Here is a 20,970-nt window from a genome sequence, read left to right as displayed (position 1 = left end):
TTTAATTTCCTACTTTAAGTACATTATCGTTTGAATCTAATACAGGATTTAGTGCATCAACTAATTTACCCGTACCACAGATAAGTTCTTTACCAAATAATTCATTTTTATTTATAAATAATGAATTATCAGCTCTACGATAGGCTTTATATATACGATAAGTTAAAAGATCACACCTAGGTTCTGTACAATCGAGTTTATAAATCGGTTTATTTTTTTCTCCATTGGTTCTACCAGTATCATAAAAAGAAACTTTCCAATAAGGTAATTGGTCACTAAGTTTATCGTTAACACTTGTACCATTAGCTAACCATGGTTTGCTATTCGCTGGATTATCTTTTAAACAATATTCATAAACATCAGTTATGTAGGGGCTATAACCATGATCTCCGTTTGATAGACCATATGAGGCTTTCAATTCGCCAAAATTATATTTTTTTGCATGGTATTTAAATTTAGGATCTACTCTGCTTATTAAGCTTCCGTAACCTTCATTTATTTGAGGGAAATAATTTAAGATATCTCCAGCGTAAATAAATGGGTTATTTGTATCGGCATAAAAATTTTCATCTTTTAAATGAATCCTTGCCCCTGATTGAGTTTCCTCTTTTACATAAACAGGCAAAGAAATTGGTTCATAGTCTTTTTTGTCATGAACTTTACACCCTTGAATTTCAACTTCTTGACCTTTATATTTAATAAATGTTCTATATTTAAGTTCTGTATATTTATCATAATCATTATGATTAAACCCACATTCTACATATTTATGAGGTAAAGCTTCCCCTGAAGGTATACAAGTTTCAAATGGTATTTCTTGACCATTTTCAACATAATAAAAGCTCTTATTTATTTTAGAATAACCAGTCGGATTACCTTCTTCTTTAAAGAAATGTGAATATCTATTATTTTCGCAATCTTTAGTAAGTACATTTGAATCTAAAACTGGCTCACAGCCTGGAGGTAGATCTATTACTTTATCGTTTAATACATAATATTTCTTTTTATAAACAATGGTTCCATCATCTTTAATAAATTGTTTACAACCATTAGCGGTTTGTTGAATTTTTATAATATTTTCTTCTTCGGTATTGGGTCTACAACCTTCGCCATCGATTGGCACAATAGAACCGTTAGAAGTATTAGTATAAACTAATTTATATTGCTGATACACTTCCCCTTTTTTGATATCAACAAGTACATCACAAGTTTTATAATCCTTAATAATCGGATAAGCTTTATCAGAATCTTTACAATCATTTTGCGGTACACCATCAACAATAGTTTGTTCTTGGACAAATACTTTCATAACACCGGGGTCAGAATCTATTCTAACTTCGCAACCTTCATAAGTTGAAACGATAGTTGGAACATGTTTTTCTTGAAATGTAGGATTAAACCCAGGTAATTCATGATCTTTTGAATTACGAGGAGAAGAATTACCTACGGAGGCAGGCATCTTAGAAGTATTATTATAAGTCATTTTATTATTTATATCTGCCTTATCTTCCTTTTTTTCTTGTGTTTTGAGTTGATTTAAAGCTTTTATTAATACTACAGGATCTCCCATTGCTTTAACTTGATCTCCATTTTCTAAACCTTTTTCTTTTTTTACTACAACATCACTTTCAAAATGTTTTGATAAAGGTATAGTTTTTTCGTTCAATGTAGCGCTATGCCATTTAATTTTATCTTTTTTTAAAGAACCCATTTCCTTAGATTCGCTAATTGTACCAATAAGCTTCATTTCATTAAGACCAAGTTCAACTCCTTTGTCTTTAATATCTTTGATTTTAGCTACTTGACTATCTTTACTGCTTTCAATAGATAAATGTATTACTTTTTTATTTTCTCTATCATTTTCGACAGCACTTTTACTTGCACTTAAGGTAATAAAAGCAAGCATTAATAAAACATAAAATCTTTTAAACATTATTTTCTCTCCTCAAGTTTTTGTCCCAAAACAATCGCTTCATCTGGTTTTGGAAATATAATATTATCTTCAGTAATTAACTGGGTAAGACTACCTTTAGGGATTCTAAGAATGGGTTTAATATCCATAGTTTCATCCAAAGCTTTTGCAGTAACATCAACCAAGGCACGAGAAAAACTATCCGCTACGGCTCTACCTTTTTCGTTATAAACAGGAACAGCAAGTTGAGAACCTGCTGCAATTGAGGCTATTAACATTCCGTTTTGATATTTTTGAACAGTACGATTATCTAAATCGCCTGCAAGGCCTTGTTTCCCTTCTTGGTCACCAAGTCCTGTTTCTTGGGTAAATTTTATAATCCTGCCATCAGGAGTAATAATTTTATTAATCATAATATTTAAACGTTCATCACCAAGTTTATTTAAACTTGCATATTTACCAAGCACTTTTGAACCTTGTGGAATGACAATTTTATTTCCTTTAGAGGCATATATATTATTTGATACTTGACCTAAAATCTTCCCTGGTAAATTAGAAATAATTTCATTATCGAGAGTTACATCAATAATACTTCCCGCAAGTAATGTTCTGGTTAAGTCAATAGGCGCTGTGCTTGCCGCAATAGGCTCATTAATTTCATTGAGAATTGATGGTGGTTGAATATTTTCTTTTAATATAAATTGTTCATTAGATTCATCTAAATTAAGACCACTTCTTGCTCTTTCAAGATTTCGTTTATTGATTAATTCTGCTCTTCTTTTTTCAATAACTTTTGACTCATCTTCAATTTCGTTTAAAGATAACAATTCTTCAGGATTTGGCGGAGATAATTCCACTTCTTGAATTTGGTTAATTTTAGGAGCTTCTTCTTTTATAATATTATAAAAATCGTCAGGAATAATATTTGTAAAAAAGTCTTTAAATGTTTCTTCCTTTTGACTTTGAATTACTTTCTTTTGTTCATCATGAGTATTTAATGAATTAAAATAGATTTTTAATGAAATAATGATGCCAATTAAACTAAGTAATGCACCAACTATATAAAACCTTATCTTATCCATTTTTTCTTCCTCTTAACACAAACTACTTTATCGCCATGACGTATTGTCCATCCTTCATTTGAGATAGCTTTAACTACAATAAATCCGTCAACATGTTCCCTGTTAACTAAGTTATCCATTGAATCCATGACACGGTAAATTACTGGATATCTACCCATAAAGTGAGGCTTCCTATAATCAAACATAGTGAATTCACCGTTATCATAAACGGCAACAGGCGCAACTTCTTCACTACCAGGACTTGCAAATATTTCATAAGCTGTATTTCTTTTATTAGAATCGGTACCATCAGGTAAAAAATCATATCTATTCTGCGCAAACTTCCATTTCTCTTTATCGTTATCTATTTGAAAATGCTTACTTCTAACTCCAAGAGATTTGTCTTTTACATAAACAAGCATATGAGAAATTTCGTGTGATTTTGTATCAATCGACTTTAAGACAAAATTATAAATATTACCTGATTCACCATATACTTGCACATTGGTATCGGCTCCTGCATAAATTGCTTTTACAAGTAACCTTGTATTATCTTTAGGACTAGGGCTTGCCCAAAAAGCAACTTTATCACCAATGATTACATCAACAATTCTTTCAGGAAGATCAATTGTGGTAATTGTAAAGATTCTAAGAATTATACGAGGACTTTCACTAGCATTATAATCTATATGTAAAGAATTAGAACTCGGTTTTGCTTTGAAAAGAGCTTCTTGAGTCGAATGTAAATTTAAACTTTCATTTTCGAGTTCTTGCTCAATTTTACGATTTTGTTCAGAAACTTCATTACTTCCTGTTTCATCATTAACAACTTCCGCATTAACATTTAAAAACGTACAAAAAACTAAAAGTAAAGTGAGCTTATTCTTTAACATGGTTTTCTCCCTTTTCTTTCGGTTCGATTGTATAAGAAGTAATTACTGCACCAATTGGGTTTTGTAATAATGCAGCTATTTCTTGCGGTTCGTTTTTAAACTTATAAGCAATTTTAGCTTTCCATTGTTTAACGCTTTTTGTTCCTTGTGGAGAAATATCAATTATATTAAATTCAACAATATGAACACCTAATGCCACAAAAGTATCGTCAGTTATTTCAACGGTTCTTATATATCCATCAAGTTTTTCTTTAAAATAAATGTAATCCTTTTTAATTTGGTCAAATATATTAGATTCCGAAGAATTTCTTAAAAATTCGACATTTTTCTTATCTTCTACGTTATTTATTGTATGTCTTTTCTCAACATAACTACGCATGAAGCTTCGAATATCAATTTTTTTTTGTTCAATTGGTTTTTTTTCAAAGCTTTCAGCAAGCCTATAATATAACCTATTTCCTTCTCTGAAAATCTCGACATAAATAGGCTCAGGCTTATAATTAACAAGTGTGACGCAAAGAATAATAAGACCTATTAAGCTCAATCCAAGTAAGCCACCTAAAATATAGCTAATCCTTCTATAATCATCAGTTAAACGACTTTCTTTAACATAAGCTTGGTAAAGCGTTATACACTTTTCTTTGGTATCATCTAATATCTGCATGATTTGTAAGCCTCTTCATATTTTTGCAATCACTTGCACAAGGACTCTTATAGTCGTAACTTGTGTTTTTTTTAGGGCCTAAAAACGATTTAGTAGCCCCACTACAATTCATTAAGATAAAACTAAGAAAGATAACAATAATTGTCCTCATGTTTGCTCCTATTTAAACGGGTCTTTTGAAGGTTGAGGTTCAGCTGGTTTTTGATTTGCTGCTGCACTTTGTGGTTTAAAGCTACTTGCTATATTTTGTGCCTGGTTTGAAACAAAATTCATCCCTTGAGCATAAGCAAATCCTCCTGCTGACTTTAGCCCTTCTTTTATTGGAGTTTGAATTTTAGAAAGTCCTTTTTGACTAATAGAAGTTATTGCTTTAGTTCCCATACCACCTGCAAAAGCTGACATTATGACCCCTCCTCTATCCACATTATGACTGTTATTACCTGAAAGAATCATGTCAGAAAATTGATATGAAAATTTCATTAAATAAACACTTACCGCCGCATAACCTATTACTGAAATTAGAAAATCAATATTATCAGAAGTAAATTCCTGGGATTCTATTAAGAGATCAACTTCGGCTATTTTACCTTTCATTGCCTTTATGCAAATTGCAATAATGGCTGTCGCAAAACAAACTGGCAGGTTAAAATGAAAATAACCTTTGATCATGTTTTTAAAATAACTTCTTGTCTCAGGAAATACAGCAAGCGGTATAGTAATAGGGGCAGACATAAATAAAACTGCACTTGCAACATTTCCTACAATTAATATAAAAGCCGTATAAATAACCATTAAACAAATAAAGAACTTTAATATCCAAGATAAGATAACGGCTTGAATAACCGTAAAAGTAATATTAAATATAAAGCTGTTACTTTCCGATGTAATTATAGTAACTAAGCGATCAATCTTCTTACTAATATTTTGTATTTCATCATAGATATTGTTTGAATTTTCTGTTACCGAGGAAAGGATATAACGAGGTAATTTTTCCATTATACTTTGTAATGGTTCATATACATAACTAACGAATAACTTACCATTAACCATGATTACTAGAACTAAAGGAATAGTAATAGATAAATAAATGATACCTACGGGGTCAAGTTTTACCGCCCCTTTATTCCATAACCCATAATACGTTATAAAGCCTATAACAATTAAACCATATAATATTCTAAAAGAAGCCCCAAGCCCATTATATGTATTCTCAATTGTATTAGGTAAAACACTTATAAAATCACTACATAGTTGTAAAATATCAATCATTTACAATAACCCATTTGTTTTTCTAAATGACCACAGTTTTTGATAATTGTTTTTGTAGGTGTACTTGCTTTTCTCCTAGCATTTTCAAGATATTCTTGATCTGATTTAATGAACCCTTTTGATTTTTTAGATACTTCACTTTTACCATCTTCAATACCGACATATTTTGAAGATGCTTCTGCACGTGCAAGCTCAGCATTTGTATTAGACATTTCCATTAGAATTAAGGTGATTTCCATTAGTAATCGATTAGTTAAGTCTTGAGCTTCTTTAATGTTACTTGTGCTATCAATCTGTCTTGCAAGTTTCTCAGCTTTACCAAATCTTTTATCTGCATTATTAAGTATTCTTTCAGCGTTAATTAACGATGATTTTAAGGCTTTTTGTTGGTATTCCTTTCTTAAAGGCTCAGATTCGCTCGACATTGCCTTAGACATAGGGACATAAATATTATCTAGTTCCGCATTGATTGATTCATAACCACTAATATCATAGTCTTCTTTTCCTGAAACAAAGCTTTGTAATACTGGAATTTGATTAACAACGTCATTTCTCATTTTTCTTATATTTGAATCAAGACCTGCACCTTTACCATAATTACCTTGCATACTTGAACGCATATCTTTTATTTCATTATAAGTCCTTTGAGCTTCTGCTCTTAATCTGTTTAATGATTCAAGTTGACTTGCAAAACGCGTATAGCTACCAGGATCTGTTACAACTTTTGCACCAACTAAACTATTTGCTTCAAATGCTAAGAAACTTGAAATTAATGCTGTTGAGATAAAAAGTACTTTTAAAGATTTTTTCATATATTTCTCCTATGGTTCTAAATATTTTTCTACCCAATCTTCTGGGTTTGTTTGTTTAAATAAACTTGCTTTTTCTACGTCTTGACTATTTGAGCTCAATAATTTACGTAACTTTCCTAAATGGGAAAGATTTACATCAACAATAACTGAGCCTTGATTGACTTTTTTGATTAATACTTGATGTTGTTCTTTACAATTAACTATCCAGTTAAGTTCACTTTCATTAAGCCTAAAATCTTTAATATAAGAATTTCTAAATTTTTCGGCACTTGGATTTGGAAAGAAAATACCTGTAGTATGATTATTAATTAATACGCTTCCTGCTTCTGTATTTGATAAAGTTTCTACGTCTTGTGTAGCAGCTATTAATAACCCTTTTCTTTTTCTAGATTCTCTGACAAAAGTTGTAATGAAATCTTTAAAAAGTGGTTGTTCTACATATTTATGAAATTCATCAATAAAACATATATGCGGACAAAGATTATTCTTAACGTAATTATCAAAAGCATGAAGTATATAAGTTGTTAAAGGGTCAACAATTTTAGGCTCATTAAGTACACCATTCATATCAAAACAAACGATGTTTTTGTTAAATTCTAATTCGTCGTGAGTATTACTAAACAAGCTACTATAAATATCGTCCTTAAATTCATTACCTTTTTTTGGTAGCCATTTAGCTAACCTTTCTTTCATTGGTAATTTTTTTTCTGATAAGCTTACAAAAGTATGTTCAATCGTCGATAATAGTCTTTTATCCTTTGGAAACCTATATAAGACGTCTACACTATTTCTAATTGCTCTTTTCTCTTCTTCATCTACTTCACCAATAAGGCTTGCAAAGAAACTTTCCAAAAATGCTCTATTTTCTTTTGAATCAGGAAGTAAACATGGATTTAGACGAATTTTTTCTAATAATGGGTCTATATAAGCACCACCGAAAACATCGGTTGCAATCTTTGTACCCTTTAAACTATCGAAACTTAGGATTTTCAAGTTATCAAATTTAAGCGAATTAAGTAATAAGTAAGTTATAAGTGTTGTTTTCCCTTTACCTGTTCCTCCTATAATAACGCAGTGCCCTGGAGAATCTTCTTTCTCACTCTCATGAAAAGTAAAATTGTAATAGCTTCCATTTAAGGTTTTAAAAATTGTAACAGGTTCATCACCAAAAGGGCTCTTTGTCAAACCGTGATTTGAACCATTAAAATTAATAAAAGCACTTACATTTTCAGTAGTTACATTCCTACCTCTTGAACTAAAAAGTAGATTATAATAATCAGGGTAAACACCAAAAAATGTACTATAAACTCCTACAGTTTCCGTGATAAACTTAATATCCGATTGACTAAAAAGACTTTTAATATTTATACATAATTTATCAAGTTCTGCTTCGCTATTTGCTTTTACTCTAAGGACTAGAGCATGTTGCATACCTTCCACATCTTTTGTGCTTATTCTTTCCCCTAGCTCTTCAAGTTCCATCAAACGAGCCCGAAGAAAGCTAAAAAAAGCCCTAACTAACCCTGTAGCACGATTTACCTTTCTAAGGGTTTTTTCTGTCGATAATGGCTGAATTACTTGATAAATATTATATTCAAATTTAATATTAGTAAGCTTTGAAAAAAACCAAGAATGTAATTCTGGAGCTAACTCTTTTATAACTAAAAACTTACAGTAGATATTTTTTTCAGTAGTTAAATTATAAAATTCTACCAACCCAGTTTTTGGTTCAATAGTTACATTTGAAAGACCTAATTCATAGTTTAAATCTAGAAATTTCTTTTCTTTTTTATCCCACTTTTGAGGATTTGTTGACCCATTAACATAATCACGCCAAAATGTGATCAAACCACTATCAATTGTAAGGTTTATAGGATAAAGGTAATTAAAAAAACTTTTAAATTCTTCTACTTTCGTATTTAACTCTTTTATAGATTTATTTAACTCTATTTCGTAATTATTAGTATTCGCAAGCCTTGCTGGTAATTTCACGCTAATAACCACAAAATCCATAAGATCATAAATGTTCTTAAGATTTTCTTCGGATGATTTAATAATTTCCTTTAAATATACATTTTCACTCTTACAAGTAAGGGTAAGTTTCTCTATTTTTCTTCTTGAAGTATGAAAAGCATAAGAAATATTGTTTTCATTATCGACTTCAAGTTTTTTAAAGAAACTATGTCTTAAATGAAAATACTCTTCTATTTGTTCTTCTGTTAAACAAGTGTAATCAATTCCAGTTAAATAAATTACCTGAATTAAATTACCACCTTTAGTAATTATCGTTTTACCATCTTCTAATATTTCTAATAATGGGATTTGATCAGTATATTTAAAATGCTCTACCCTTTTTGTATCATTTATAAACGGTAAATATTTAGCTAACATAAACTACCTTTTTTCTAGCAAATTTCATTAAAAATTCAGACAAAAAGATAGTTAAAAGAACCCTTACAAAGAAAGGGTCTTTTCGACACTTAAAATAAGTATAGATAAGTAATGCAATACTTGAGACAAATAAAATAAGTAGACAATATACAGAGCTAATCCCAGTATAGGGCGGGATAAAAAATATAAAAAATAGATTATATACAACAACAAATTGCCATATCTCTACGTTTATATTTAAAAATTTTAAAGGTTCTGAAAATGATCTATATACTTTGCTCATTCTCTACCTAAATTCTGAAACCAAAAAATTTGATTATCCAAGTTATATTGGTAAAAAGAATGGTCATTGTTAATAATCCTGCTACAGACCAAGCGTGTTCTTTTATTCCTTCACTCCAAAGCTTCTTAATCATCATAAGCCAAAGTATAGCTAAAGGCGCGGGTGCTATATATCTTTCTATTATTTGAAAAATTGACCTCCACTTAGAACTTGCTTCTTCAAAGATAGAAAGATCTTCTGCAAAGGCATAACTTGAACTTAAAAGTAACAACCCCGTTAAAAAGTGTTTTTTGTTTAACTTAAAATTTGATCCCATGATTTACTCCTAAAATATTTTTCAAATCACTTTTTTTAAATTTGTATTTATTTACTATTTCTTCCATACGCTTAAACATTTGCTTAATCTCTTTAGAGGAATAACAAGACGGAGAATTTAAGCTGTTAGCTATAAGATTTAATTCAAAAACTGCTCCTTTTATTTCTCTTTTCATCATTTCCTTTTTATAATTAAGTTGCTTTACTTACAAAGTTAGGTACAATTACGTACCTAACTTTGTATACGGTTAACAATTTAAGTTTCCCTTTCAATATAAGGATTAGAGTTATAAATCCTTATATTTGAGACGTATTTCCAATTACACTTAATTGTTTTTTAATACCGTTCCAAAGTTAGGCATTTCAAATATTTTCATTTCTTTACTGATATAACCCTTTCAAACTTATATTTTTCTCTTTTAATAATTTTTCTAAATAATTAGTTTTAAGGTTATATTTCTCTAATATTAAATTTGCTTGTCTTATAATTTCATTAATCTCAACAGAATCAAATAACTCAGCAGCACCTAATGCATTGATTATTAATTTCATTTGTAAAATATCTTTTTCAATAAATGTAACGTTTTTAAAAAGGGCCATAATCTGTACATGTTATTTTAATATGTTTTCTACACTATAAATAATAAATTTACCTAGGTCAATACCTTTTCTTTAATTATTTTATCTTTTTTTACCTTTTTACTTACCTTACTTGTAAATCGTTAGATTCCTTGACATTTGACTATTTTATGTATTAATATATCCTTAAAAAAAATTTAATTTATGCAATATGTCAGATAAAAAAAAAGAAGATAAGATGCAGCCAGTTTTTAACACTATTGGAGATAGAATCACCTATTTAAGAGATTTCTTTCTAAACTTAAATAGGCAAGAATTTTCAAAAAGGTTTAATATTTCTTATAGAAATTTAACAAAATGGGAATCAAACAATTTCAATATCTCTGATGTTAGTTTGAAACATTTAACATCTATATTTCAGGCTAATAATATTATTGTAACAGAAGAATGGATCAAATCAGGTAAAGGGGATATTCCTAAAATTTTAAAAATAGGAAAGCCCGAAAATTCTGAAAATTCTGTAAAATTTAATGATAGTATTAAAGCTTTATACGAAGCAAAAGAATTTGAAAGTAAATACTCAGATACAATTGTTACAATGGTATCAAGTGATGCTATGATGCCATTCTATCAATCTGGAGACTATGTAGGAGGAGTTAAATATTTTTTTCCTAACATTTACGATGCAGTTAATAAAGATTGTATAATCGTAACAGAAGATGGTCTTAAAGTTTTTCGTCGCCTAGTATTAAGTAAAGATAATAAATTTAGACTCCTTGCACTTAATATCAATTGCCAAGTTGAACCTATTATCTTTGAACCTCAAATTAAAATTGCTGCTCCAATAATTTGGCACCGAAAAGTAGTAAAATCTTAAAGTACGTCTGTCTTAAATAATTTTTTTAAATCATGAAACATATAGTCAATTTCTTTAAAATTTTTTGCAACGTATTCCATCGTATCTAAGTTTTTATAACTTGAAGCTAAAGTTAATTGATATTTCTTACCGTCTTCATTTTTTAAAATAACGATCCCATTATATATTTGATGCTTCTCTCTTTGTCTCATTATTTCAAGAGAAAAACTATCTTGAGTTTCCATGAGCTCAAATCTCGCAACATTCGTAGATAAAGTAGAGGCAGCTATTCTTACAGGGTCCATTATTGAGAATTTATTCTCATCATACATTTTTTGCCATTCTAGATTTGACATTAAATATGTAAGCTCTTTTGAATTATCAATATGCCTTGAAAAGGCTATATAATCTAATTCTTTAAATAAATAATCTTTTACTATAGAGTCAAACTTTTGTCTTATCTCTTTTTCATAAATCGCTTTATGCACTTGCATCATTTCTTGTCCTTAAATCTAAAGGTTTTGATTGTATAAAAAACAAAGTAATAAACGTAATACAGGCAGAAAATATTATATATAAAGAAGGAATATATTTATTACCTGTAAATTTAATTAACCACAAACATATTAATGGTACAGAACCACCAAATATTCCCCAAACAACATTGAAAACTAAACTCATCCCTGTGAATCTTATTTTAGTTGGTATTACTTTAACTTGTAACCCTGGTACCACGCCAGAATCTAATATAGTCATGAACGATAATAAAAACATTGCTAAAAAAGTGTATTTGGGTACTTCAATCAACTTAAATAATGGATACGAAAATAATATAAACATTATTGCTGAAAAATATAATATTTTTTTTCCGCCTATTTTATCTGCAAGTTTTCCAATCAAAGGAACAGAAATAAGATTGATTAAAAGTAACAAAGTGTTATTTGATAAAGAAGTTTCTTCTTTAATTCCTAAAACCTGAGTTTTATATATATTTAAGAAAATAAATACAAAGTAAAATGTATTAGCATGCATAAACACTAAACCGAAAGCTTTTAACAAACTTGCTTTATTAAAACGAAAAACTTCTTTTAAAGGTGAAGCAATAACCTTTTGGTTCTGCTGTAATTCTTTATATTCAAGTGTTTCAGAAATGGAACATCTTAGTTTATAAGATATAAAAGCAAAAACAATAGCGAAGGAAAATGCAATTCTAAAGCCAATAGTCTCAATAAATTCTAAAGTGCAAAACTTATAGAATAACATCGATACAAATGACGCTGTTATAATTCCTATTAAGCCAGTACAGCTTCCTAAACTTCCTGCAAAAAATGTTTTATTCTTAGGCGAACTTTCAACCAGATAAATAAAACCTCCTGCAAATTCCCCACCTATACAAATACCTTGAACAATCCTACATAATATTAGTAGGAGTGGCGCTATTATCCCGATTTGTTCATATGTTGGTAATATGGGTATGAGACAAACTGGAATAAAAATTAATTTAGAAGCAATTTTAAAAGCTCTCACACGACCATATTTGTCCCCAATTGAACCAAATATAAGAGAACCAATGGGACGTGCTGCAAAACCTATACTCCATGTTCCTAATGAACTTAATATGGAAGTTAGGTTATCTTGATTTGGAAAATATAACTTAGCAAAAATTGCTGCAAAATAACCATACAAAGCAAAATCATACCAATCTAATGAATTACCAAGTGTAACAGCAAATTTATCTCTAATGGTTTTAAAACTCATAAAATTTTTATATCTACTAACTTTTTATTAATGAGAAGATTAACATTTAAAAGTTAATAATTAGTTAAAACCCTAAATATTTGTTTCCTTATAATTCAATGACTTAACTCTTTAAGTTAAAGATATTATTTAACTTCTCTAACATTCCAATCTTTAGAAACAAATTCTTCATCTTCATAACTTGTTAAGAATTTGTAAATCTTTTCTGCTACTTCTTCTGAACTAGCTAAATTCATATTTCTAAAATTTTCTACGTTTGGAAACTCATTTTCTGTTTTGCTTCTAATAGTGGCTTGCATATCTGTATCCACTACTCCTGGCATTATACTTCCACATTTAATTCCATAACTTTTAAGTTCAGTATTTAAACATTGGGTTACCATCCACAAGGCAGCTTTGGAAATACAATATGGTAACCATGAGATAATGGGTGTATGGGCTGCCCCAGATGATATATTTAAAACTCTTGAACCTTTTATAAAGTAAGGAATAAGTTCTTTTATTAAAAATATAGGACCACTTACATTTATATTCATAAGTTTATCAAATGCATCCTTATTTATTTCTCTAAATTTATTGATTGGCTCAATTACAGCTGCTGAATTTATAAAATATTTGATTTTAGTATTATTATTTTCAAAATATTCTTTTACTTTTTTCCAGTCTTCCTCATTACCTATATCAACACTTAAATAATCTATATTATCTTTATACTTAGATTGAACCTCTTCTAATTTTTCTTTTCTTCTTCCTAAAATTAAAATTTTTTCACCAAGACTTGCAAATTTCAAAGCTAGATATTTTCCAATTCCTGTACCACCACCGGTTATTACTACTTTCATAATTCTCTCTTAAAAAAATTTGACTGTAATTTACTTATATAGGATAAAACACAAAAAGTAACAAATCATATAATAAGTATCTATCTTTACTAATAAATATAAATATTTATATGAAAAAAAATATTCAACTAAATATTTCACTACCACTTAAGTTACTTAGCAATTGAAACTAAAAGTAACAAATCATATATCAAGTATCTATCTTTATTACTAAATAAAATATTTAGAAGTACTAATAAAACTTGTCATTAAAACTTTTATAGTAAGTAGAAGATGAAATACGCAGGAAAGATTAGGCTTATTTAAGAAAAAGTAACAAATCATATAATAAGTATCAAATTAACTTTTTTATACATTTATTAAGTAATTGTTTTTTATGTTTTTATATATTGACAGCACAATGAAACAAAAGTAATCTAAAAGTGTAAAAAGGTGTAAAAAAGAATATTTTTGTATACTTATGCATAAAAGTGGTGCATTTTGTATAAAAATTGAAATATAAATTTTGATAATAAAATTAAAGATACCAGTTACAAATATACGAGGTTGAAAATGGCAAAAGGATCCAGAAAGTTAGAAAGAAAGCAAATATCCCTTGATAGAAATCATTGGGCATTCATTGAGCTATTATCCGAAAAAACTGGAATTGATGAAGCCACTTTATCTCGGTGTATATTGCAAAAAGGAATTAGTTTTTTTAAAGAAAAATTACCAGATATAGAGGAAAAAAGTGTTGAACAAATAATTTTGACATTTGCTAGTTAAATAGCAAAGAAGAACAATAGATAAAAAAATAGGGCCGCGATCCCTAAAAAGAGAAACACTAGCCCAGTTCCAATTACTAGAATATCTCTTTTTACGGATTGAGTCAAGTACTTAATTACATAAAAAGAGATATTTTTTATGAGTATAAAAATTAACCTCTCAAGCCTTGAGAGGTGTATAGGCTATAAAGCCGCAAAAATTGTGTTAGAAATACACTATTTTATTAATCCTATCGATGTTTTAAACGAGAAAGAAGGAATAATAAGATTTCACAAAGCAGGTTACAAAGGTAAGAATACTTTACAAAAAGGATATCTTTATAAACTTGAAAACAAAATATGGTTTGCTCAATCTCTTGAAGGTTTCTCTAATAGAATAAATAAAAAAATAAAAATGAGCTTATCTACATTCAGAAAATATATATCGGATTTGGAAGAAGCAGAATTTATTACAGTTAAAAAGTTTGACAAAAGTTCAGGTAATCATACTAAATTTTATACTATTAATTATGAAAAATTAGAAGAATTTGGAGTTAAACTTTATAAAAATAACTCTATTATTGAAGTATACGATGATGCAAAAACTATCATTGAAAATAAAGAAAATATACTTCAAAAATCAAAAGAACTAAATTTTATAAATTATGCCCTTAAAAAATATGGGGTAAAGATAAGCAAAGATATCAAAAACTCTATAATTAATTCCCCTACACCTTTTTATGAAACAATAAAAAGATGTTGTAAAATGATTAGTAAGGTAAATATATTCTCTATTGCTCGATATATAGCTAAATCTATTATAAATACTTTTGAAAATTTAAAAGATAATATAGAAGACTATTTTAAAGAAATTAAAGAGAAGTGTTTAAAAAGTGAATTCATAGAGAACTTAATTAATAAAATAGGTGTTAATATTATTGATTATATACATGATTCTTATTTATATGGTCATAATAATATGAAGTACCTTTCAATCTGCGTGGATAAGAAGATTTATAAAGATATGTTAAACTGGCTTAGAGATTTTGACTTTAATAATGAAAAATCTCCTTTCTGGCTACAAATTTCAGAAAATAGAGAACATTTTTATTTAAATTATGAAAAAATCAATAATGAACAAGAGGTTAATATTTTGTCTCCTGTTAACGATTTAATCTTGACTTAATGTTTTATTTATATTATTTATAATATTCCAATTATACTTAAGTTTCCCAAATTTTAATAAAATTAATAAAATTTGGAGAATAAAATGTCAAATCTAAAAGAAATCCTAATCAGTATCAAAGACGGCACCGTTTCGTCTATCAAATTTGCTTATAATAAACTCTCAAATGTTCTTGCAGTTGAAGAAGAAGATAGTTTTACAAATGAAGTAGACTACTCTATTAGCCCCTCTTCTTCTTTTGATTCAGTTTCAAACGTAAGTGAAGAATTAAATCAAATTAACTCTGATCATTCTGTTAATGGCTAATTTTAGCCTAGTTACTTCCTTTATAGGAATTTAAAGGAAGTAACCTGTCTTTGTTTTATTAAGGAGAATTGAGAATGGTATCGTATATAAAATCTAAAACGACACAAAAGTTAAATGAATTGAATCATCATAAAGTTAAAACTGTAAGTGATCTTTATCATAAAATAACAGCAAACGTTGAATCCATAGTTGATGCAGCTTTAATTACAGATGAAGAAGTAAATATACCTGAAGAAAACTTAAAATTAGTAGAAGATACTAGAGATAGATTATTGGAATTTCTACAAAATGAATTTAAAGAAAATATTTCGACTTATAGAGATATATTTATTATTAGAGAAGAAGATTTCAGCTCACCAGAAGGTCAGAATGTTCTAAATAATTTTTCTGACTTCTCTAATGTTATTTTTAAACACTGTACTTTTCCTGCTATAAATAAAAAAAACTTTCAAAACGCTATATTTGAAAACTGTGAATTTGTAGGTGACATTGAAGAATGTAATTTAACGAATACTTTGTTTATTAATGATGAAAGCTACAAGCCTAAACTACCTAACACAATCAAAAAGAATATCAACATAAATATTAAAAATTGTACATTTAGTGTACCTGCTGAGAAAGTAAGTTTTGAAGATTTAACTTATCAATTAAAAGGTTTAGGGGAGTTAAATATTATTGTTAGCAAAAATCCTATTTTATATGATGAAAGATTCAAAAAAATGAATACAGAATTAAAAGAATTATTTTTAAAACATATTCCTTTTGATACTTGGTATCGAAAATCTCTTTGTACTTTAGATTCAATATTAGAAAATTCTAATAATGTTGCTAATAACTTTATATTTTACCAGGAAAAATTTATTGAAAATCTTAAGTCATTAAACAATATACCTTCCAATGCAACGGTAGATTTTAAATCTCATCTTAATAGTTATAATAGAAATATTTATAAAGTTACTGAGATAGATTTAGTTCTATATTTTGAAGAGTTGCAAAAAGAGAGATTAATGCATCAAGAACATAATTCAAAAGTTATTGATGAATTAAATAAAATAAAAGATCAACTTGATACAGTGACTATTCTAACCTCTTATATTTACGTTCTGAAGTATTTATCTGAAAGCAAAGACATCACATCTTTCAACAAAGCTTTACTTGAGCTAAGATCAATACTATCAAAATCTTATGACCCTAGTAAAATTTTGACTCCAGAATTATTGAGTTTATATAAAAATGTTTCTAACTGTAAAGGTGAGGCAGTGAAAAACGATCTAAATCAAAATTTAATGTCACAATTATTGGAACTTAATCTTTCTTTGAAAGATAAGTTTAGATTTATTAGAAATAAAATTAAAACTGTAAACTTCAAAGATTTTGTGATTAAGAAACATAAATTAAATTCAGAATATGAAATTTCTTTTGATGAATTACCTTTCTTTAAAGCAGATTTTATGTTTGCTGATTTTTCTGGTTGTTTTTTTAGGAATATTAATTGTAATAATGGAACTTTATTTAATTTTGTAAATTTTAATAATTGTACTTTCAAAGATTCTTCTTTTTCAGGGGATGGTGAATATTTTTTTAAAAAATATTTCCAATTTAAGGGTGCAAGCTTTGAATCTGCTTTTATTGTAAATACAGATTTTTCCTGTTCAGATCTTGAGCACAGTGTATTTTCTGATGCAATCATTAAAAACTCAGATTTAAGCAAAGCTAAAATTACTGGTGCAGATTTTGCTTCTTCTACTATATTTAATAGTAATTTAAATAGAATAAATTCTAGCGAAGTAGATTTTTCTAGTTCAATAATAACTTATTCTAATTTTGATAACTCTAAATTAGAAAATACATCTTTTATTGAAGCGTTCCTGTATAAAAACAGTATGAGAAATTGTGAGCTCATTAGATGCAATTTTGAGAAAGCATATATAGAGAATTTAGACTCCTCCTTTACTAAATTTAAAGAATGTATATTTAATGATACTCAAAAGCTCATCATGGAAGGTAGAAAACAAAAATATGAACTTTGTAGTTTAAAAAATGCTAAGTATATAGAACTTGGCAAAGATTTTGAGACGTTAGGAATTCATATTTCACAAAATGAACTTCAAACATGACAGAGAGTACGAAAACTGAATTTAGGAAGGCTCTAGTTAATGAAGCAAATAAAGAATTCTTTGGATGGTCTCATAAATATTTAAATTATTTTCTACCAGATAAATTACAAACTAATTTTCGTTTAGTCTCCCCTCATCTCTGCAAAGAAAAAAAATCGTTTTTGATTTCATTCGTTGTAGCGAATATTATTGCTTTAGGGGCTACTCATTTAAATAAAAGATTACCGATTAGTATTCCAGGTATGCTTTTAAAGCCTCTTTTAGGTTTAATCTACTGTAGATATCTTTATAAGAAAGGTAAATCTTTATTTAGTATGAACTTTGAAGAGAATCATCAAAAAGTGTTAAGATTTGATAATTTAAAAAAACAACCTACCCTTATACAATCTGATTTTGATAAAGCTTTAAATGAATTACAAATACAGTTAAAAAGCCAATTTAGAAATATTTCGGAAAATGCAATGAGTACTTTAGGTTTAACTAAATAATATAATTACTTTAATATTACTATGATAGCAATATCATAGTAATATTAAAGTAATATCACTTTGCTATTTTATCTAGATATTTATCGAGATATTCTTTAATTACATTTTCCAAAGCTACGTTCACGCTTATGCCCTCTTCCTTTTTTTCTAATAATAATGCCGCAGTACGGTAGTACTCATTTAACCTTAAACTCACTTGTTTTTTTGAAACAGAATTTTTATTCATTTTTTTTAAACTTTCTTTGATCACTTCTGGATCGTTATCAGATGAATTAATATTATCTATGAGAGCATTTTTATTAGCTACTATTTGAGGTTTAACTTCATTTACAAAGTCATCAAAACCTTCGGGTTTAATAAATTTACTTTTATTCATTTACACTCTCCATTACTTTCTCAAATACTTCTTTTTCTAACTCTTTAATTTCACTTTTTGCTTTATTTGATACTTCTAATTCTAATACGCCCTTCCCTTCTATTATTGAATCTCTATATATTTTTCTTTCTCTAATTACTGTTTTTAATAAAGGAATTTGACTATAATCTTGTAAATTTAATTTTGTATCTTCTTCTTCAGTTATTACAGGATTTGTTGGAGCCATTGAGATAACAGAATATGCCTGCAAATCCCTGTTTGCTCTTTTCTTTACATCAGCAACTAATGCATTCATTTGTGCAATTGCCCAATTGTCAATTTGGCTTGCTTTTAATGGAATAATCATTTTATCTGCAGCTATCATTGCGGTTCTGAGTTCAATTGAATCGCTTCCCCCAGCGTCTACAATGATTTCTTCATAACGACTGCTCAAATCTTTTAAGGTTTCATATATGTCACCAGAATGTTCGGCCATATGGATTCTCGGTAGTTCTTTTATTCTTTGACGTATTTTTAAAAAAGTAAGAGAGCTTCTTTGTTTATCAGTATCCACTAATAAAATATCTTTACCTTTTAATGCTCGCGCTACTGCTAGATTTATAGCAAGTGTTGATTTTCCCACTCCACCTTTCTCATTACCAATTAAAATTATCATAAAGCTCCTTTTGCGTTTGATAGTAAGTACATACAAATATAATACTAATATAAAACTAATATTTTAGTAAACTTATACTGATATGCTATAACTATAATAGTAATCTTATATTGTAATAATACAACAATGATACGTATATAATATTAATATCATATCAGTATAATATTACGATAATAGTAACTTTATATTGAAATAATATTATAATTAAATATTTATTACCGTAAATTAGCTAACCTTTATTATTTCATTCCATTTAGTTGTATATCGTGGTGATCGATTAGATGATTTCATTTGCCATTCTTGTTTTACACCTTGCGCTGCAAAAAATATTGTGGCCTTACCAAAATCACTATTAAGTTTATCCATTACTTTCATTAGCTTTTCATTTGGAATATGAGAAGGGAGGAGGGTGGTCTGTATATTATTTTTAGGTATAAGATCTAAAAATACTACGCCAGCTTTTTTATATTCAAGATTGGGTATATATATTTCTTCAAGTAATTGTTTAGCAGTTTTAATCATAAAACCTGTATCATCAGTAGGTTCAGTAAAAGTGTGTATCATTGAGTTCTGATAATAATCTTCTTTAAACCTATTTGTTCTAACAAAAACATATATTGCTTTAGCGTATGAATTTTGATTTCTGATTTTTTCAGCGCCTCTTGCTACATAGTTAGAAATTGCTTCAGATAGTTGATCTAATACTTTAATGGGTTTTCCAAATGATCGAGTGGAAGCTATCATTGGGTATATCTTCTAATTCAAAACATGAAGTAGGGGTATCTGCAACATTTGTGCAAAAAGATACGCTCTTAAGTTTTTACAAAAAATAAATATACGTAATTAAATTAAAAATTATAAATATTGTAATTACGAGACTTAATCACATATTAAATCTTGGCTAAAAAAATCATATGCTATTTTAGGTAATAAAATTTATTTATCTTTGGTAACTTCATTTATAAATTGTTTAATTAGGCCTAAATAAATCATTCTTAATGTTTCCACAGACGGTTTATTTTCTGAGCTCATTTGAATTAAAGATAAATCTTCTACTTTTTTTGGCTCAGCTTCAGAATAAAGTCGATCCCACTCATTAATTGATATATTATTTTTTAAGCTAGATAAACCAACCCACGCAAATTCTAATAAAATTATTTTTTTTATTCCTTCATTAGTTAATAACTCTTGAGAAGAGGGTTTACGTTTCAAGTAAGAGGAAAGGAAAACATCAGTTAATTTTTCATTTAATCCGTACCAAGCACATATATGCGCTAACTCTTTTCTTGGATCTTCTAATCCAGCTAATTCCCAGTCTAATAAGAAAATTTTCTTACCATTCCATAGTACATTTCTTAAGTTTGGGTCATTATGAAGCATTGAATTTTTATAAGAGGTTTTATTTACTTCTTTATTTAATTTTAGCCAATGATTATAAGCGACTTTTAGGATGTTAGGTCCAAA

General features: G+C 28.2%; 23 protein-coding genes. 6 read left to right on the top strand and 17 right to left on the bottom strand.

What is annotated here, in order from left to right; all coding sequences use genetic code 11:
- Position 1: 1 nt before the first annotated feature.
- The 10 genes from J0H68_09865 to J0H68_09820 all read right to left on the bottom strand — a co-directional run bounded on the left by J0H68_09865 (position 2) and on the right by J0H68_09820 (position 10,200).
- On the bottom strand, positions 2-1,933 hold the full coding sequence (locus J0H68_09865; GenBank protein ID MBN8828999.1) for a hypothetical protein: 1,932 nt from the start codon (positions 1,931-1,933) through the stop codon (positions 2-4).
- Positions 1,933-2,994 (bottom strand): TrbI/VirB10 family protein, encoded by a 1,062-nt coding sequence (locus J0H68_09860; GenBank protein MBN8828998.1) that lies wholly within the window; start codon positions 2,992-2,994, stop codon positions 1,933-1,935. The genes J0H68_09865 and J0H68_09860 overlap by 1 nt, the downstream gene beginning before the upstream one ends.
- The gene (locus J0H68_09855; protein ID MBN8828997.1) at positions 2,982-3,866 is read right to left on the bottom strand and encodes a TrbG/VirB9 family P-type conjugative transfer protein; all 885 of its coding nucleotides are present in this window, start codon (positions 3,864-3,866) and stop codon (positions 2,982-2,984) included. Before J0H68_09855 ends, J0H68_09860 begins: the two co-directional genes overlap by 13 nt.
- On the bottom strand, positions 3,853-4,530 hold the full coding sequence (locus tag J0H68_09850) for a type IV secretion system protein (protein ID MBN8828996.1): 678 nt from the start codon (positions 4,528-4,530) through the stop codon (positions 3,853-3,855). Before J0H68_09850 ends, J0H68_09855 begins: the two co-directional genes overlap by 14 nt.
- Positions 4,531-4,689: 159 nt before the next feature.
- Entirely contained in the window at positions 4,690-5,799 is a 1,110-nt protein-coding gene (locus J0H68_09845; protein ID MBN8828995.1) for a type IV secretion system protein, read from the bottom strand.
- Positions 5,796-6,611, bottom strand: coding sequence for a hypothetical protein (locus J0H68_09840; protein ID MBN8828994.1), 816 nt, complete (start codon positions 6,609-6,611; stop codon positions 5,796-5,798). The genes J0H68_09845 and J0H68_09840 overlap by 4 nt, the downstream gene beginning before the upstream one ends.
- Positions 6,612-6,620: 9 nt before the next feature.
- Positions 6,621-9,002 (bottom strand): hypothetical protein, encoded by a 2,382-nt coding sequence (locus tag J0H68_09835; GenBank protein ID MBN8828993.1) that lies wholly within the window; start codon positions 9,000-9,002, stop codon positions 6,621-6,623.
- A 290-nt stretch (positions 9,003-9,292) separates the two neighbouring features.
- Entirely contained in the window at positions 9,293-9,601 is a 309-nt protein-coding gene (locus J0H68_09830; GenBank protein MBN8828992.1) for a hypothetical protein, read from the bottom strand.
- Positions 9,585-9,779: a hypothetical protein gene (locus J0H68_09825; GenBank protein MBN8828991.1), complete on the bottom strand. Its 195-nt coding sequence runs from the start codon at positions 9,777-9,779 to the stop codon at positions 9,585-9,587. Before J0H68_09825 ends, J0H68_09830 begins: the two co-directional genes overlap by 17 nt.
- 202 nt (positions 9,780-9,981) lie before the next feature.
- Complete coding sequence (locus J0H68_09820) at positions 9,982-10,200, bottom strand: hypothetical protein (GenBank protein ID MBN8828990.1); 219 nt, start codon at positions 10,198-10,200, stop codon at positions 9,982-9,984.
- Positions 10,201-10,390: 190 nt separating this feature from the next.
- On the opposite strand from J0H68_09820, the gene J0H68_09815 reads away from it, so the two are divergent.
- Entirely contained in the window at positions 10,391-11,056 is a 666-nt protein-coding gene (locus J0H68_09815) for a S24/S26 family peptidase (protein ID MBN8828989.1), read from the top strand.
- Here J0H68_09815 and J0H68_09810 read toward each other — a convergent pair.
- From J0H68_09810 to J0H68_09800, 3 genes are all read right to left on the bottom strand, one after another.
- Complete coding sequence (locus J0H68_09810) at positions 11,053-11,532, bottom strand: hypothetical protein (GenBank protein MBN8828988.1); 480 nt, start codon at positions 11,530-11,532, stop codon at positions 11,053-11,055. The two genes, J0H68_09815 and J0H68_09810, sit on opposite strands and share 4 nt — an antisense overlap.
- On the bottom strand, positions 11,516-12,793 hold the full coding sequence (locus J0H68_09805; protein MBN8828987.1) for an MFS transporter: 1,278 nt from the start codon (positions 12,791-12,793) through the stop codon (positions 11,516-11,518). Before J0H68_09805 ends, J0H68_09810 begins: the two co-directional genes overlap by 17 nt.
- Positions 12,794-12,918: 125 nt before the next feature.
- On the bottom strand, positions 12,919-13,635 hold the full coding sequence (locus J0H68_09800; GenBank protein MBN8828986.1) for an SDR family NAD(P)-dependent oxidoreductase: 717 nt from the start codon (positions 13,633-13,635) through the stop codon (positions 12,919-12,921).
- Positions 13,636-14,187: 552 nt separating this feature from the next.
- Here J0H68_09800 and J0H68_09795 point away from each other — a divergent pair.
- From J0H68_09795 to J0H68_09775, 5 genes are all read left to right on the top strand, one after another.
- Positions 14,188-14,400 carry a hypothetical protein gene (locus tag J0H68_09795; protein MBN8828985.1) on the top strand — a complete coding sequence of 71 codons (213 nt, stop codon included), beginning with the start codon at positions 14,188-14,190 and terminating at the stop codon, positions 14,398-14,400.
- 138 nt (positions 14,401-14,538) lie between these two features.
- The gene (locus J0H68_09790; GenBank protein ID MBN8828984.1) at positions 14,539-15,564 is read left to right on the top strand and encodes a hypothetical protein; all 1,026 of its coding nucleotides are present in this window, start codon (positions 14,539-14,541) and stop codon (positions 15,562-15,564) included.
- Between the two features lie 84 nt (positions 15,565-15,648).
- Entirely contained in the window at positions 15,649-15,870 is a 222-nt protein-coding gene (locus J0H68_09785; GenBank protein MBN8828983.1) for a hypothetical protein, read from the top strand.
- A gap of 74 nt (positions 15,871-15,944) precedes the next feature.
- The gene (locus J0H68_09780; GenBank protein ID MBN8828982.1) at positions 15,945-17,987 is read left to right on the top strand and encodes a pentapeptide repeat-containing protein; all 2,043 of its coding nucleotides are present in this window, start codon (positions 15,945-15,947) and stop codon (positions 17,985-17,987) included.
- A complete protein-coding gene (locus tag J0H68_09775; GenBank protein ID MBN8828981.1) occupies positions 17,984-18,475 on the top strand; it encodes a hypothetical protein in 492 nt (163 codons plus the stop codon). The genes J0H68_09780 and J0H68_09775 overlap by 4 nt, the downstream gene beginning before the upstream one ends.
- Before the next feature lie 55 nt (positions 18,476-18,530).
- Here J0H68_09775 and J0H68_09770 read toward each other — a convergent pair whose 3' ends face one another.
- The 4 genes from J0H68_09770 to J0H68_09755 all read right to left on the bottom strand — a co-directional run.
- Entirely contained in the window at positions 18,531-18,851 is a 321-nt protein-coding gene (locus tag J0H68_09770) for a hypothetical protein (protein ID MBN8828980.1), read from the bottom strand.
- Positions 18,844-19,506 (bottom strand): AAA family ATPase, encoded by a 663-nt coding sequence (locus J0H68_09765; protein ID MBN8828979.1) that lies wholly within the window; start codon positions 19,504-19,506, stop codon positions 18,844-18,846. Before J0H68_09765 ends, J0H68_09770 begins: the two co-directional genes overlap by 8 nt.
- A 225-nt stretch (positions 19,507-19,731) precedes the next feature.
- Positions 19,732-20,250: a DUF4113 domain-containing protein gene (locus J0H68_09760; protein MBN8828978.1), complete on the bottom strand. Its 519-nt coding sequence runs from the start codon at positions 20,248-20,250 to the stop codon at positions 19,732-19,734.
- Positions 20,251-20,442: 192 nt separating this feature from the next.
- The coding region (locus tag J0H68_09755) for a phosphotransferase (GenBank protein ID MBN8828977.1) at positions 20,443-20,970 on the bottom strand (528 nt) is incomplete at its 5' end.

The sequence above is a fragment of the Sphingobacteriia bacterium genome (genome assembly GCA_017304685.1).
Lineage (GTDB): Bacteria > Pseudomonadota > Alphaproteobacteria > Rickettsiales > 33-17 > JAFKLR01.
Note: the sequence above shows the minus strand (reverse complement) of the source record. Positions and strands in the feature narration are given on the sequence as shown.

Coding starts and splice junctions, on each gene's coding strand:
- J0H68_09865 (MBN8828999.1), bottom strand. CDS start 1,933: ATGTTTAAAAGATTTTATGTTTTATTAATGCTTGCTTTTATTACCTTA.
- J0H68_09860 (MBN8828998.1), bottom strand. CDS start 2,994: ATGGATAAGATAAGGTTTTATATAGTTGGTGCATTACTTAGTTTAATT.
- J0H68_09855 (MBN8828997.1), bottom strand. CDS start 3,866: ATGTTAAAGAATAAGCTCACTTTACTTTTAGTTTTTTGTACGTTTTTA.
- J0H68_09850 (MBN8828996.1), bottom strand. CDS start 4,530: ATGCAGATATTAGATGATACCAAAGAAAAGTGTATAACGCTTTACCAA.
- J0H68_09845 (MBN8828995.1), bottom strand. CDS start 5,799: ATGATTGATATTTTACAACTATGTAGTGATTTTATAAGTGTTTTACCT.
- J0H68_09840 (MBN8828994.1), bottom strand. CDS start 6,611: ATGAAAAAATCTTTAAAAGTACTTTTTATCTCAACAGCATTAATTTCA.
- J0H68_09835 (MBN8828993.1), bottom strand. CDS start 9,002: ATGTTAGCTAAATATTTACCGTTTATAAATGATACAAAAAGGGTAGAG.
- J0H68_09830 (MBN8828992.1), bottom strand. CDS start 9,601: ATGGGATCAAATTTTAAGTTAAACAAAAAACACTTTTTAACGGGGTTG.
- J0H68_09825 (MBN8828991.1), bottom strand. CDS start 9,779: ATGATGAAAAGAGAAATAAAAGGAGCAGTTTTTGAATTAAATCTTATA.
- J0H68_09820 (MBN8828990.1), bottom strand. CDS start 10,200: ATGGCCCTTTTTAAAAACGTTACATTTATTGAAAAAGATATTTTACAA.
- J0H68_09815 (MBN8828989.1), top strand. CDS start 10,391: ATGTCAGATAAAAAAAAAGAAGATAAGATGCAGCCAGTTTTTAACACT.
- J0H68_09810 (MBN8828988.1), bottom strand. CDS start 11,532: ATGATGCAAGTGCATAAAGCGATTTATGAAAAAGAGATAAGACAAAAG.
- J0H68_09805 (MBN8828987.1), bottom strand. CDS start 12,793: ATGAGTTTTAAAACCATTAGAGATAAATTTGCTGTTACACTTGGTAAT.
- J0H68_09800 (MBN8828986.1), bottom strand. CDS start 13,635: ATGAAAGTAGTAATAACCGGTGGTGGTACAGGAATTGGAAAATATCTA.
- J0H68_09795 (MBN8828985.1), top strand. CDS start 14,188: ATGGCAAAAGGATCCAGAAAGTTAGAAAGAAAGCAAATATCCCTTGAT.
- J0H68_09790 (MBN8828984.1), top strand. CDS start 14,539: ATGAGTATAAAAATTAACCTCTCAAGCCTTGAGAGGTGTATAGGCTAT.
- J0H68_09785 (MBN8828983.1), top strand. CDS start 15,649: ATGTCAAATCTAAAAGAAATCCTAATCAGTATCAAAGACGGCACCGTT.
- J0H68_09780 (MBN8828982.1), top strand. CDS start 15,945: ATGGTATCGTATATAAAATCTAAAACGACACAAAAGTTAAATGAATTG.
- J0H68_09775 (MBN8828981.1), top strand. CDS start 17,984: ATGACAGAGAGTACGAAAACTGAATTTAGGAAGGCTCTAGTTAATGAA.
- J0H68_09770 (MBN8828980.1), bottom strand. CDS start 18,851: ATGAATAAAAGTAAATTTATTAAACCCGAAGGTTTTGATGACTTTGTA.
- J0H68_09765 (MBN8828979.1), bottom strand. CDS start 19,506: ATGATAATTTTAATTGGTAATGAGAAAGGTGGAGTGGGAAAATCAACA.
- J0H68_09760 (MBN8828978.1), bottom strand. CDS start 20,250: ATGATAGCTTCCACTCGATCATTTGGAAAACCCATTAAAGTATTAGAT.